This is a genomic window from Streptomyces sp. NK08204 (assembly GCF_020400585.1).
Lineage (GTDB): Bacteria > Actinomycetota > Actinomycetes > Streptomycetales > Streptomycetaceae > Streptomyces.
Genome location: NZ_JAINVF010000004.1, coordinates 164,414 through 178,421, shown reverse-complemented (window position 1 = coordinate 178,421; position 14,008 = coordinate 164,414). Strand labels below are relative to the sequence as shown.

The following is a 14,008-nucleotide window of genomic DNA, read 5'->3' as shown; positions in this document are numbered from 1 at the left end:
ACGGGCCGGCTACACGAAGCCGGCAGCCGGCCCGTCACTCACTCTCGTCCCGCCCTCGACATCCCAGGAATGCAGGAGCAGTGTCGACTTCCCCCTCGCCGGTCATCGAAACCGTCCTCGAGCAGTCTTCCCGGGTTCTGCAGACTTACGCGGTGGACCCTGGTCTCGTGGCCGAACACGCCAACGGAGAACGCCGTATCACCCAGGGTGGATATGGTGATCGCCAACTTTTCGAGCTCGTCCAGAACGCGGCCGACGAAATCGCCGACGAGCCGGGCGGAAAAATTCACGCCATACTCACGGAAACTCATCTGTACTGCGCCAACGAAGGAAACCCGGTCACCCCGGAGGGCGCGGAGACGATTCTTCGAATGAGTATGTCGAAGAAGCGCGGTGGTCAGATCGGGAGGTTCGGTGTCGGTGTGAAATCGGTCCTGGTGGTGACAGACACCCCCGAGTTCTTCAGTCGCACCGGGAGTTTCGGGTTCGACCGTGACTGGTCGTACGACCAGATCAAGTCCGTGCCCGGTGTGGTCGAGCGATACGGCCCGCAGTTCGACGCCCCTGTGCTGCGCATGGCCCGCCCACTCGACATGCAGGCCGAGCGTGCCGCCGATCCCGTCCTGAACGAGCTGCTGACCTGGGCGACCACCGTCGTACGCCTCCCCCTGCTCCCGAAGGCGGACGACCGGCTGGGCCGGGACATGCACGGAAGTCGCGCCAAGGACCACGGCGAGCCCCGCGACGAGTTCCCCGTGGGCTTCCAGCTCTTCTCGCCGCATGTCGCGAAGGTCGTCCTGGAGGACCGTCGTCCCCGCCCCGTGGCTCGCCGACTCCTGACCACACGTCAGGTCGGCGACCTGCACACCGTGACCGAGGAAAGGACAGGGAAGGCCACCGCCACCATCCACTGGCGCGTGTTCACCACCGACCACACCCCCGGTCCGGCGGCCCGGGCCGACGCCGGCGAACTCCACGACCGGGTCGCGCTCGACCTCTCCTGGGGTGTTCCCGCCCTGGAGAAGGACCCGGAGAGCGGCCTGTACGTCAATCGGCGGACCCGTGGCCGCGGCACGTTCTGGTCCTTCTTCCCTACCAAGTACGAGATGTCGCTGAGCGGCATCCTCAACGGGGCCTGGAAGACCAATGAGGACCGGCAGAACCTGCTCGACTCCTCGCCGTTCAACCAGGAGATGATCAGGGCGTCGGCAGCCCTCGTGGTCGACTCTCTTCCCGACCTCGCCCCCACCGAGGACCCCGCCGCCTACCTCCCTCTGCTGCCCGGCCGTGTGAAGGAGGCGATCAGCTGGGCGGACGAGTTCCTGACCCGTGAGATCTGGGCGCGGGCCGCGGTCCGTCCGTCGCTCCCTGACCAGGAAGGGGTGCTGCGCGTGCCGACTGAACTGCGGGTGCACCCTCGGTTCGACAAGGACCAGAAACGCCTCGCCGGCTGGCTGCGCATGTGGCACGAGTGCCCCGGGCGCCCCACCGACTGGCTGCACCCCGGCGTCGAGGCCGACTCCCTGCGGTCCGGCAAGGTCGAGCACATCCTCGCGGCGGCCGGGCACGAGCGGACCGGTGTCCGCGAGTGGCTGGAGGCACTCGTCGCGTGCGGCACAGCCGAGGCCTCCGCGACGGCGATCCGCATCCTCGCGGACATGGTGGAGATCCACTCCCCGTACGCCGAGGAGGCCCGCCGGGCCCGGATCGTGCTCACCGAGGAACACGGTCTTGTCGCCCCCGTGCCCGGTCGGGTGTTCCGCCGCGCCGACGAGGGAGGGCTGCGCGAATCCCTGGTGTACGTGGCCGGCGACCTCGCCCGCGACTCGTCCTTGGCGCACGCTCTCAACGTCCTCGGTATCCGGGAGGCGGACGCGGAGGGCCGGTTCATCAGCGTCCTCGACCAGGGCTTCGACAGCTATGGCAACGCCGAGTGGGAGCGGTTCTGGGAACTGTTCCGCCAGGCCGGCGGGCGTCGACTGGCACACAAGGTGCTCGAGCGCGTGCCCAGTCCGGGCGAGACGCTGCGTGTCCGCACGGCCGACGGGAGGTTCCGTCCCGTACGTGACTGCATGCTGCCCGGGGCGGTGGTCGACGCCGACCGTGACCCGAGCATCGCCGTCGACAAGAAGTTCCACTCCGACGACCTCTCCTTCTTCCCCGAGATCGGCCTGCGCGAGCGGCCCTCGTCGTCGGTGCGGCCGGAGGGCGAGGCCTGGTTCGAGGAGTACCGGGAGGCCGTTCACGCCGCCTATCTGCGTGCGCTGGCCGAGCGCGGTGCACACAACCCCCCCTCCCTCAACCGGATGAAGGTGGAGGGCTCCGCGATCGGCGGCCCCCTGCACCTGTTCCGCTCCCTGTCGGAGGAGTCCCGCGCCGCCTTTCTGAAGGCGCTTCCCGACGACGCCGTGGTGGACAACTGGACCCGTCAGATCGGCGCGCAGTCCAGCACCCGGCAGGCCGTGATCTCGCCGATCCGCTGGATGCTCAGAAAGTACGGGACCGTCGCCACCTCCCAGGGGATCAAGCCGTTGAGGGAAGCCGTCGGACCACAGCTGGCGGCGTACCGCGACGTGCTGCCGGTCGCCGACATCTCGCCCGAGAAGGCCCGGAAGCTGCGGCTGCCCACCACGGTCGACGAGGTGCCTGCGGACCGTTGGGACGCCCTGCTGGCCGAGGTGTCACGGAGTGAGGACGACGCGTTCGTGGGCGCCACCTACGTGATGCTGACCCGGTTCGGTGCGGACTTCCCCGAGGACTCCCTGACCCGTTGCCGGATCGGTGACGTCTGGGGCGCCCGTCCCGACGACGAGATCACCATCGCGGTGGGTTCCGCCGAGTATCGGGCCTTGCGCGCGGAACAGCTTCCCGCCCTGTTGGTGGCGACCCCGGCGGACGCCGAGCTGATGGTCGAGAAGTGGGGCATGCTGCGCTACGCCGACGTCATCAGCCGGGAGACCCGCGAGGTCCCGGACGGCGACCCGGTGCCCCTGGTCGAGCTGTACCCCGCGCTGCGCCAGCGGCTGAACAGCGGCAACCGGAACAACACGGTGCAGCGGTGCACCGAGCTCGAAGAGGTGACCCGCACCCCGAACGGCACGAAGCCGCGCCCCCTGGACGCCGTGCGCCAGGGCGGGACGGTCAAGGTGCGCGTGCCTCTGGATCCGGAGGCGATGCTGCGGCTGATCGACCGGGAGTTGGAGCTCAAGCTCGGCGCGGCCGGCTGCCGGGCGGTGCTGGAGCAGCAGGAACGCATGGCTCGCGACAGCGCGACCAGGGCGGCACTCCGGGCCGTGCGCGACGCCGAGGACGTCGTCACCAAGATCGAGCTGTTGATCGGCGCCGAAGCGCTGCGGTCCGGGCTGCCCGAAGGACTGATGGACGCCGAACTGCAGGAGACCGACGGCGCGGAGCCGTCCGGGCACAGGATCGCGCAGATGGCCTTCAACGCGCACGGTGACGGCGTTCTCCAGCAGCACGCTCGGGACATCCAGGCCAGGTTCCCCAACGCGCCGGTCGGCTACGGAGGTTCCTCGGCCGCCGTCGCCTTCGTGTCGGATCTGAGGCTCCCCGTGGCCTTCGCCGGCTCCAGGACGCCCTCCCCGCCCGCCTTCGAGACCGTGGACGGCCCGCGCGACTTCCCGCGGCTCCACGACTACCAGGAGGATCTGGTCCGGAACATCACCGGCATGCTCGATCGGTTCGCGCCTCAACGAGCCATGCTGTCCTTGCCCACCGGCGCGGGCAAGACCCGCGTCACCGCGGAAGCCGTGATCCGCTGGGTCAAGCAGGCGGGCCACCTGGAAGGTCCTCTGCTGTGGATCGCGCAGACCGAGGAGCTGTGCGAGCAGGCCGTGCAGAGCTGGAAGTTCGTGTGGAGCAAGGTGGGTGCGGAGCGACCGCTGACCATCAGCCGGCTGTGGGGCAGCAACGAGGTGGGTGACGTGGTGGACCACCCGCATCTGGTCGTCGCGACGGACGCCAAGCTGGAACACTGCCTGGACGCCGACGGCTACAGCTGGCTGCGGCAGGCGTCCCTGGTGATCGTGGACGAGGCGCACACCGCCGTCTCCAAGCGCTACACCGAGATCCTGGGACAGCTGGGTCTGACCCAGTACGAGACCAGGCGACACCTGCTGGGTCTGACCGCCACCCCGTTCCGCAACACCAACGAGGAGGAGACCCGTCGGCTGGTCAACCGCTTCGGCAACCGGCGGCTCGACGAAGGCGTCTTCCCTTCCGGTGACCCCTACCGCGATCTCCAGGAGTGGGGGATGCTCGCACAGGTCCAGCACCGCACGCTGGAAGGCGGCCGGATCGAGCTGACCCGCGAGGAGAAGGCGCAGGCCGACCGGATGGCGATGCTCTCTCGCGCCGCCGAACAGCGCCTCGCCGACGACCACGCGCGCAGTCGCCGTATCGTCGACGAGGTGGCCGCTCTGCCGGAGGATTGGCCGACCCTGCTCTTCGCCACCTCCGTCGATCACGCCAAGTACCTGGCGGCCATGCTGAACGACCGCGGGATCCCGTCCGCCGCCGTGGACTCCACCACCAGCGCCCAGGATCGGCGCCGGCGGATCGAGGACTTCCGTGCGGAGCGGATTCGGGTCCTCACCAACTACGGTGTTCTGACTCAGGGGTTCGACGCACCCGCGACCCGCGTCGTGGTGGTTGCGCGTCCGGTCTACAGCACCAACGTCTACCAGCAGATGATCGGTCGTGGCCTGCGCGGACCCAAGAACGGCGGCAAGGACACCTGCCTGATCCTCAACGTCAGCGACAACATCGCCAACTTCGACACCCAGCTCGCCTTCACCCAGTTCGAGCACCTCTGGAGCCGTAAGTGACCGACGCCTACCTGGACAGTCCGCCGCTCACCGACGAGCAGCGGGCCGTGGTCGAGCAGCCCTGGGACGCCCGCGTGCTGGTCACCGCGGGCGCCGGGGCGGGGAAGACGCACACCTTGGTGCGCCGGCTCGACGCCCTGTGCGGTCACGAGGACCCCGACGAAGCCCTGGAGGCCGCCGAGATCCTGGTCCTCACCTTTTCCCGGGCCGCGGCCCGGGAACTGCGTGAGCGGATCGCCCGGCACGGCGACCGGGCCCGCCGAGTGCGCGCCCAGACCTTCGACGCCTGGGCGTACGGGGTGCTCCGTCAGGCCGACCCGGACGGCGAGTGGAGCGCGGCCTGCTTCGACGAACGGATCACCGCCGCCGCCGGGGCGATCGAGAAGGGCGCGCTGGAGGCGGGCGACGCCGTCCCGCCCGCTCATGTCGTGATCGACGAGGTCCAGGACCTGCTGGGCGCCCGCCGTGAGCTGGTGGAGACGCTGCTCGACCGGTATCAGGACACCTGTGGCTTCACCGTCGTCGGCGACGCCGCTCAGTCCGTCTACGGGTTCCAGATCGAGGACCCGACCGAACGCGCCGACGAGACCGGCCGGTTCTTCGACTGGTTGCGCTGTTCCTACCCGGACGACCTGGTGGAACTGCACCTCACTCAGAATTTCCGGGCGGCCACGCCCGAGGCCCGGATCGCGCTGGCGCACGGTCCCCGGCTCCAGCGAACCACCGGCGCGGACGATGCCGGGGCGCTCTACGAGGAGCTGCGCGACCTGCTCCTCGACCCGGCGAACGGCCTGGGCGACCTCACCGATCAGCTCTCCCTGGACGGGCTGCGGACGCTCTCCGACACCTGCGCGATCCTCACCCGGGACAACCGGCAGGCCCTGGTGGTCTCCGGCCTGCTCCACGAGCACGGCGTCGAGCACCGGCTCAAGCGCCCCCTCGAAGAGCGCCCGGTCCCTTACTGGGTCGCCGAACTGTTGCGCCGGACCGAGGCCACCGGCCTCACGGAGGACCGCTTCCGCTCCCTGCTCGCGGAGATCCCTCTGTCGTACGAGCCGAACACGACGGCCCTGTGGACGGCGCTGCGCCGGACCGCGCGCGGCGCCGCGCGCAACGTGCTCGATGTCGAACGCCTGCGGCGCTCCGTCGCCGAAGGCAGGTTTCCCGACGAGGCCGCCGACCCGGAGACCGCCCGGATCGTCGTCTCCACCGTGCACCGGGCCAAGGGCCTGGAGTTCGACCGGGTGATCGTCCTGACTCCGCCGTCCGCCGCCGAACTGCACAAGCAGTACAAGGAGGAGCTGGACCTGCCCGCGGAAGCCCGCGCCCTGTACGTGGCGATGACCCGCGCCCGGCAGGACCTCTACCACGTGCCCTCGCCCGACCTGCCGATCCTCAAGAGAGCGGGAGTCAGGAGGAGCGGTCGCAGGTATGTCGGCGGATGGCGGTCGTACGACCGGTTCGGTGTCGTCGCCGAGGCGGGCGACGTGTGCCGCGACAACCCGCCGTGCCACGAGACCGACGCCCTGGCGGCCCAGACGTACCTCCTGGAGCGGGTGCGTCCCGGCCATGAGGTGGTGCTGCGCAGGCGGCACGGCGTGCCGATGAGCGAACACGGGAGCCCTCCGTACGAGCTCGTGCACGACGGGCGGGTGATCGGCGAGGCGTCGGAGCGGTTCCGCGAAGAGCTGTTCCAGGTGCAGAAGGTGAACCGGACGTGGGAGCCCTGGTGGCCCGACGAGATCCACGGCCTACGGATCGACACCCTGGAGACCGTGTCGGGCAGCACTGCCGCCGGGGCCAACGCCGGCCTCGGCGACCGCGGGGTGTGGATCGTCCCGAGGATCACCGGCATCGGAAGATATCGACGGGCTGACAACGACGAGGAGCAGCGCGCATGACGCGGGTGGCAGGCCGACACTCCGAGCACTATCGGGTCCGGGACGAGGAACTCCTGGCGGGACTCCGCCGCGAGCTGCTCGGCCCCGCTCCGGGAGCAGCGCCGGAGGACCGGGACGAGGTCCTCACCCAGGACGCACCGATCGACCGCTACCTGACCGGCGTCCTCTACCCACGGCCGAAGAACACGGCCGCCGAGCAACGGCTTCGCGACGACGCCGCCGAGCACGAGGGTCTGGACGACGCCCCGCAGCGTACCCGCGACAACGTCGAGGAATCCGGCACCGCTCAGGAGGTGGGCGCCGCGGGGTCCCGACGTCCCTCCTCGATGGGTCTCACCTTCGCCGTCGCCCCGGGCGGCAAGGCGATCGTCGTCTCGGCACGTGCCGCCGTCTACGAGCCCACCGACGCGGAGGGCAACCTGATCCCGGCCCGCCGCGCCGAGGCCCGCACCACCTCTGACCAGCGGGAGCGGTGGCGGCGCAAGGAACTCGCACTTGCGGACACCACGATCGACGTGACCACGCCCGCCCCGGACATGAAGGTCGACCTCGGACCCGGTGTCGCGCTGCGCGTCAACGTCCGTCACCGCGCCCCGACCACGGGGACGGTCACGGTCACGGTCACCCTGGTCAACACCCACCAGGTCGACGAACACGAACTGCAGGACGCGTTCTCCCTGTTCCAGTGCGGTCTCACCGTCCGAGCGGCCGACGGCTCCACCGCGTTCGTCGAACGTCCGGCCCCGGCTGACGCCCATGACCCCGAGGTCGCGACCAGTCGACTCCTGCACCGCCACGCCCCTACCTTCGCCGTCGGTCACGGCTGCGCGGCCGAGTGGGACTGGACGCCGGCACCGATCGGCGTGAGCGATACCCAGGACGCCGCTGTACCCGAGGTGCGGAGCGAGTTCGTGCCCACTGTCGAGGTGCTGCTCACGGACTCCAATCCGGAGATCGACAGCTCGGCTCTGTCCATGCTGGGACTGGCGGAGCACTCCGACACCGAGGTCCTGGCCGCCCTGGAGGCGCTCGCGACGGGCTACGGACACTGGATCGACCGCAAGGAGGTCGAGGCCGACGCTCTTGCGGGCACCACGCACGAGAAGCCCGCCCGGGACCAGGTGAAGGCCTGCAAGGAGGCACTGGGCCGCGTCCGCGAGGGCATCGAACTCCTACGGTGCAAGCCTGACGTGATGCGGGCGTTCCGACTCGCCAACCGCGCCATGGCCGATCAGCGCGCCCGCAGCGCCTGGGTGAAGAGCGGACGCGTCGGCGCCCCCGACCCGGCCGCCGGCCGCTGGCGCCCCTTCCAGATCGCGTTCATGCTCCTGTGCCTGGCCGGCATCGACGACCCCGAGCACCCCGACCGGAAGGTCTCCGACCTGCTGTGGTTCCCCACGGGTGGTGGCAAGACGGAGGCGTACCTCGGTCTGATCGCCCTCACCTCGTTCCTGCGTCGCATCCGCAGGGGAGCGGCCGGCGGCGGGGTCACCGTGCTCATGCGCTACACGTTGCGGCTGCTCACCCTCCAGCAGTTCGAGCGCGCCACGATCCTGCTCTGCGCCATGGAGCGCATGCGTCGGAACACGCCCGAGTTGGGCGACGAGGAGTTCTCCATCGGCATGTGGGTGGGGCGTTCGGCCACACCCAACACTCTGGCGGAGGCCGAGCAGAAACTCGCGGGGCTCCGTGGCGATCTCGACAAGCGTCTCGCCACCGAGAACCCGGTCCAGTTGCACGCGTGCCCCTGGTGCGGCACTCGCCTCGACGCCCGTGCGTACGAGGTCGATGAAGACGCCAAGCGCATGTACGTCCGCTGCCCGGGACCCGACTGCGATTTCGTCGACGGCCTGCCCGTCCACCTGATCGACGAGGCGGTGTACGACGCCCGACCGACGCTGGTGATCGCCACCGTCGACAAGTTCGCCTCGATGCCGTGGCGCCCGGCCACCGCCGCTCTCTTCAACCGCGACGACCCGAGCGACCGCACCCCTCCCCCGGAGCTGATCGTCCAGGACGAACTCCACCTGATCTCGGGACCGTTGGGCACACTCACCGGCCTCTACGAGACCGCCGTGGACGAACTGGCCGGCCGGCCGAAGGTGATCGCCTCCACAGCGACCATCCGTCGTGCCGCCGATCAGGGACTCCACCTCTTCGCCCGCGATGTCCGCCAGTTCCCGCCTGCCGGCCTGGACTCCCGCGACTCCTGGTTCGCTGTCGAGACTCCTCGCGAGGAGAAGGCCAGCCGCCGCTATGTCGGCCTGCTCGCTCCCGGCACCAGCCAATCCACGCTGCTCATCCGCACGTACGCGACACTGCTGCACCGGGCCATGTACGCGCAGACCGACGACGACGTCCGCGACGCGTACTGGAGCCTGGTCGGTTACTTCAACAGCCTCCGGCTGCTGTCCGCCGCCGAACTCCAGGTCCACGACGACGTGGTGGCCTACCTGGAGCTGCTTGCCGAGCGAGAGGGCGTCCCGGCCCGACCCGTCGCGAACTACTCCGAGCTGACGAGCCGGATCGACGCGAGCGACATCCCCGCTCGCCTCAAGGGCATCGAGAAGAGGCTCCCGGACGAGGACACCGTGGACGTCCTCCTCGCCACCAACATGATCGCAGTGGGCGTCGACGTGGACCGTCTCGGCCTGATGGCCGTGATGGGCCAGCCGCAGACCACGGCCGAGTACATCCAGGCCACCAGCCGTGTCGGCCGCGCCCACCCCGGACTGGTCGCCGTCATGCTCAACGCAACCCGTTCCCGCGACCGCTCCCACTACGAGAACTTCCTGCACTTCCATTCCGCGCTCTACCGTGAGGTCGAGTCGACCTCCGTCACGCCCTTCTCCGTACGTGCCCGCGAGCGGGGCCTGCACGCGGTCGTCGTCGCCCTGGCCCGCATTCTGATTCCGGCCGCCCGCCCCAACGAGGCAGCGGGACTGGTGGACTCCTACGAGCACCTCCTCCACGACAAGATCAAGCCCCTTCTGCTGGATCGCGTCCGGGAGGTCACTCCCGAGGAGGTCGGCGCGGTGGATCGTGCCTTCGACGAGTTCGTGGACTGGTGGTGCGACGAGGCCGACACACACGGGGGCCTGCTCTTCGAGCCCCGCAGGGGCGACCGCACCCCGTCACTCCTGAAGTCGTACGACGACGAGTCCGAGGGCAAGGCATGGCGCACCCTGTGGAGCCTGCGCGACGTCGATGCCGAGTCCGCCCTGTTCATGGAGGCAACCCGATGACCCCGCCGCCCCCCGCTCGCCGCCGCCGGACCGGCGCGGACGGCGCCGTGCCCGCGCGTAACCTTCCTCGTCGTGGTGCGGTTCGTCGTGCCCAGGCGATCACCACGTACGGTGTCGGCTCGCTCGTAGCCGTCGACCACGAGTCCTTCATTGTCTCCGGCCTCGACGGGGCCGACGAGCACTGGAACAGCGACGAGTCCCCCAGGGTCCACGAGCGGCGCCTCGCTCGCCTCCTGGGCGTCCATTACTTCCGCCTGCCACCCGCGTCCGACGACACCAGCAAGGACGGCCTCCGGGTCCGCCGCTTCCCCCTCATGCACTCCTGCCCCGAGTGCGACGACCTGCGCCGGCACCGGGAATTCAACCCGCCACCCGGCCGAAGCGTGTGCGGCACGTGCGAGGTCGACCTCGTCCCCTCCCGTTTCGTGATCGCCTGCGAGGCCGGACACCTCGACGAATTCCCTTACTGGCAGTGGGTCCACCGTGGTTCGGGGCAGGGGCCCACAGCCGCCGGCCAATGCGGTGGAACCCTCAAACTGCGCTCCACCGGTCGCAGTTCTTCGCTCCGCTCGATCCTCGTCTCCTGCACCTGCGGGGTGCCCGAGGTCTCGATGGAAGGCTCCTTCCGTAGACGCGCCCTGAAGGACCTGGGCCTTCGTTGCCGTGGCACCCGCCCTTGGCTCGGCACCTCCGCACCCGCCGGGCCCTGCGGCCTGACCCCGCGCACTCTCCAACGCGGTTCCTCGGCCGTGTGGCAGCCGGTGCTGAAGTCGGCACTCTCCATCCCGCCGTGGAGCAGCGGACGCTCTGATCCGCTCGCCGAGCATTGGGACGAACTTCGCAAGCTGGACAGTCGCGCGGACGTCGAAATGTGCCTCAAATTCGCGTTCAAGGGTGAAAGCCCCGTCCCGATCGACGAGGTGATGGCGCTCCTCGACGCGGAACGCGAGGAGGATCCGAGCGGCGAGGACACCCCCTCCTTCGACCACCGCTACCGCGCTCTGCGCAACAAGGAGTACGAGCGTCTCCGCTCCGGCAATGACGAGCTCGAACACGCCCGGGACGAGCAGTTCGTCTGCGAGAGCCCCCTGGGTGATGCGACGGTGCTCCAACCGCTCGGTGTCACGGGCCCGATGCTGGTGAAGAAGCTCCGTGAGGTGCGCGCCCTCAAGGCGTTCACCCGGCTCGCCGACCCCGACTCGACCACCGAGTCGAACGAGGTTCCGCTCTCCGACCGCGATCTGCAGTGGCTCCCCGCGATGGTGGTTCACGGCGAAGGGGTCTTCCTCCGCCTGGACGAGAATCGGCTCACCTCATGGGAGAAGGCCCCTGCCGTCGCCGCCCGGGTGGAGAGGATACGCACCGCGCACCGGAGGGCGATGGAGCAGCGGGCGACGGATCCGAGCCGTATCCCGCCGTCCCCCGCCACACCCCGCATGGTGCTGCTGCACACACTGGCCCACGTGCTCATCAACGAATGGAGCCTGGAAGCCGGATATCCGACCGCCGCCTTGCGTGAACGTCTTTATGCCGCCGACGACATGGCGGGGGTACTCGTCTACACAGCGACGAGCGACTCGGCGGGCAGCCTCGGCGGGCTCGTCGCCCAGGGCGAACCGGACCGCCTGGACCGAGCGATCCGCTCGGCCATGCACCGTGCCGAGTGGTGCTCCTCCGACCCGCTTTGCGTCGAGGCCGAGGCGTCCGGCACCCATGGCACCAACCTCGCCGCCTGCCACGCCTGCGTGATGCTCCCGGAGACGAGCTGCGAGCACAACAACATCCTGCTCGACCGCGCGCTGCTCATCGGCACCCCGGACGATCCCCGCATGGGCTTCTTCGCCGAGATACTGGACCACTGACAGTCGAACCGGGGACCGCGCGGCAGCCGACGCTCCGCTTCCGGTCCCCTCGTCCACAAGGTGAGGGCGTGATGGAGTCCCCGCTGTCAGCTGCCTCCTCTCGTGCGGTTCACTCCAAGTCGGCCTCGAACTGCATCTGGGCCCGATCCAACATGTCCTCCGCGTCATGCCCGTGCACCCGAAGCCAATGAAGAAGGTCGGCGATGGCGTCGACCGCCACAGTCTCGGCAACGGTGGCGGTCAACCTGGCCGATCCAGTCGGACACACAGGCTGCCCCGCGCCGTAAAGACCGAGGACGCTCCCAGCCCTCCAGACATGCACGTTCTGACTGTGCCCGTTCGGCGTGGTGAGGCTGGTCGCGAATTCGACCCACGTGATCTTCCGGTCGGGCAGGAGCTGAACGCCCCAGCGATCGGAGCTGCCGGTGACAAGGGCCATGCCGCGCCCCGTCTCCGCATCGTCGGCGGAGACGATCAACGTCGGTAAGGCCCGGGGGTCAGGGTCGTGGACCTCGATGCGCAGGTGCGTGCCGCTCATGGAGACGGCGAGGATCGCGGGTGTACCCGGGCCCACGTGAGTGATCACATTGGAAACCAGTTCACTCGCGCAGAGTTGCGCCGCATCGGTCAGCTCCGGCAGTCCCCACAGCCGCAGATGAAGCCTCAGCGTGGCGCGTAGTGCGGCCACACCCTCCGGCACGGCAAGAAACGGCAGCGCCCAGGGGCGTCTTGGTGTGCACGCATTGCAATGCATGTCCGACTCCTTCTCCCGCTTGTCGTCGTGTGCCACTGGGCGAGCAGTGGCCTGTCGCCCTGGCCCAGGCCCGCCTCTCCCAGGGCGGGAGAGAGCAAGCAGGCATGGGCGGTGCACTTCTCCTCGCCGTGCGGTGCGGTGCGATGTTCAAGCTAGAAGAGTCGTAGGCAAATTTGCCATCCATTCCGGCAAATTAGCTCGATCGTGGAGGGGGATACCGACGCACGGCAGACTGCCTCCTGAGCCAACCCGGAAGGACCGACATGCCCCCGAAAGCAGTCCCCACTCAGCGGCAGAAGCGTCTCGGACACGAGTTGCGCAGGATGCGGATCGCGGCAGGCATGTCCGCGGAGCAGGCGGCGAACCTTCTCGGCGTCGATCGCGGAAAGATCTCCTACATGGAGTCCGGGGTCCGGAACATCAGCGAGGAGCGCCTGCGCACCCTGGCTCAGCACTGCCGCTGCGCCGACGAGAAGTACGTGGAGGCCTTGGTGACGATGGCCTCGGGCGGCCATGAGTGGTGGGATCAGTACCGCGAAGCTCTGCCCCAAGGGATGCTGGACATCGCAGAGTTGGAAGCTCGATCCACTCGCATGCGCACTGCCTGTGCGGTACACATTCCTGGCCTGCTACAGACGACCGACTACGCCCTGGCTGTCTTCCGTGCCGTTCTCCCCCCACTGCCGGAGCACGAGGTGGCCATGAGGGCGGCCCATCGCAGTCGCCGCCAGGAACTCTTGACCGCCGCTTCCGCTCCCCCCTTCATCGGACTCGTGCACGAGGCCGCGATCCGGATGCAGTTCGGAGGGCGTCGGGTCGCTCACGCACAACTGGAACATCTGCTCACGCAATCCGAGAAGGACGGCGTCACGGTGCGCGTCATCCCTTTCACCCACGGAGCCATTCCGGGCGCGGGTCAGACCGTCCTCTACGCGGAGGGACCGACGGAGCAACTGGACACCGTGCAGATCGACAACTCGCACGGCCCGGACTTCCTCTACGGCGAGGCAGAGTTGGCCAAGTACCGTGCTCACTTGGATCGGATGGAGGAACTGGCACTCTCCCCCGACGATTCGAAGGACTTCATCCACGCCGTCGCACACCAGCTCTAGTAGGAGATGTCATGTCCGAGATCCAGTGGGAAGAACCCTTCTGCGGCGAAGGCAACTCGTGCTTCCGGATAGGCGTCGACGAAGCCGGCAACGCATACGTGGCGGTGCACGGCGAGGAGGAGCGTTTCGTCAGAGACAGCCGTGACGCCCTGCGGACCATGATTCTCGACATCAAGGCGGGTAAGGCGGATCACCTGCTGCAGTGAGGCCTCTCCTGGGCCCCGAATCCCGACCTCGACAGCAAGTCTTTACGGAGAATGCCACTGCCGCGGTCGCCGTCATGACGC

7 protein-coding genes are annotated in these 14,008 nt (G+C 69.0%); 6 read left to right on the top strand and 1 reads right to left on the bottom strand.

Going from position 1 to position 14,008, the window contains the following annotated elements; translation table 11 throughout:
* Positions 1 to 80 precede the first annotated feature (80 nt).
* Genes K7G59_RS08585 through drmB form a run of 4 tightly spaced genes read left to right on the top strand, consistent with a single transcriptional unit; the run spans position 81 to position 11,855 of the window.
* Positions 81 to 4,847 (top strand): DEAD/DEAH box helicase, encoded by a 4,767-nt coding sequence (locus K7G59_RS08585; protein ID WP_374114200.1) that lies wholly within the window; start codon positions 81 to 83, stop codon positions 4,845 to 4,847.
* Positions 4,844 to 6,748 (top strand): ATP-dependent helicase, encoded by a 1,905-nt coding sequence (locus K7G59_RS08580; RefSeq protein ID WP_225831816.1) that lies wholly within the window; start codon positions 4,844 to 4,846, stop codon positions 6,746 to 6,748. The genes K7G59_RS08585 and K7G59_RS08580 overlap by 4 nt, the downstream gene beginning before the upstream one ends.
* The gene (locus K7G59_RS08575) at positions 6,745 to 9,993 is read left to right on the top strand and encodes a helicase-related protein (protein WP_225831815.1); all 3,249 of its coding nucleotides are present in this window, start codon (positions 6,745 to 6,747) and stop codon (positions 9,991 to 9,993) included. Before K7G59_RS08580 ends, K7G59_RS08575 begins: the two co-directional genes overlap by 4 nt.
* Entirely contained in the window at positions 9,990 to 11,855 is a 1,866-nt protein-coding gene (drmB, locus tag K7G59_RS08570; RefSeq protein ID WP_225831813.1) for a DUF1998 domain-containing protein, read from the top strand. Before K7G59_RS08575 ends, drmB begins: the two co-directional genes overlap by 4 nt.
* A gap of 109 nt (positions 11,856 to 11,964) precedes the next feature.
* Here drmB and K7G59_RS08565 read toward each other — a convergent pair whose 3' ends face one another.
* Positions 11,965 to 12,645 carry an ATP-binding protein gene (locus K7G59_RS08565; protein WP_374114199.1) on the bottom strand — a complete coding sequence of 227 codons (681 nt, stop codon included), beginning with the start codon at positions 12,643 to 12,645 and terminating at the stop codon, positions 11,965 to 11,967.
* 227 nt (positions 12,646 to 12,872) lie between these two features.
* On the opposite strand from K7G59_RS08565, the gene K7G59_RS08560 reads away from it, so the two are divergent.
* Positions 12,873 to 13,721 carry a helix-turn-helix transcriptional regulator gene (locus K7G59_RS08560; RefSeq protein ID WP_225831811.1) on the top strand — a complete coding sequence of 283 codons (849 nt, stop codon included), beginning with the start codon at positions 12,873 to 12,875 and terminating at the stop codon, positions 13,719 to 13,721.
* An 11-nt stretch (positions 13,722 to 13,732) separates the two neighbouring features.
* Positions 13,733 to 13,927 carry a hypothetical protein gene (locus tag K7G59_RS08555; protein ID WP_225831810.1) on the top strand — a complete coding sequence of 65 codons (195 nt, stop codon included), beginning with the start codon at positions 13,733 to 13,735 and terminating at the stop codon, positions 13,925 to 13,927.
* The last annotated feature ends 81 nt before the right edge of the window (positions 13,928 to 14,008 follow it).

Coding starts and splice junctions, on each gene's coding strand:
- drmB (WP_225831813.1), top strand. CDS start 9,990: ATGACCCCGCCGCCCCCCGCTCGCCGCCGCCGGACCGGCGCGGACGGC.
- K7G59_RS08560 (WP_225831811.1), top strand. CDS start 12,873: ATGCCCCCGAAAGCAGTCCCCACTCAGCGGCAGAAGCGTCTCGGACAC.
- K7G59_RS08555 (WP_225831810.1), top strand. CDS start 13,733: ATGTCCGAGATCCAGTGGGAAGAACCCTTCTGCGGCGAAGGCAACTCG.
- K7G59_RS08575 (WP_225831815.1), top strand. CDS start 6,745: ATGACGCGGGTGGCAGGCCGACACTCCGAGCACTATCGGGTCCGGGAC.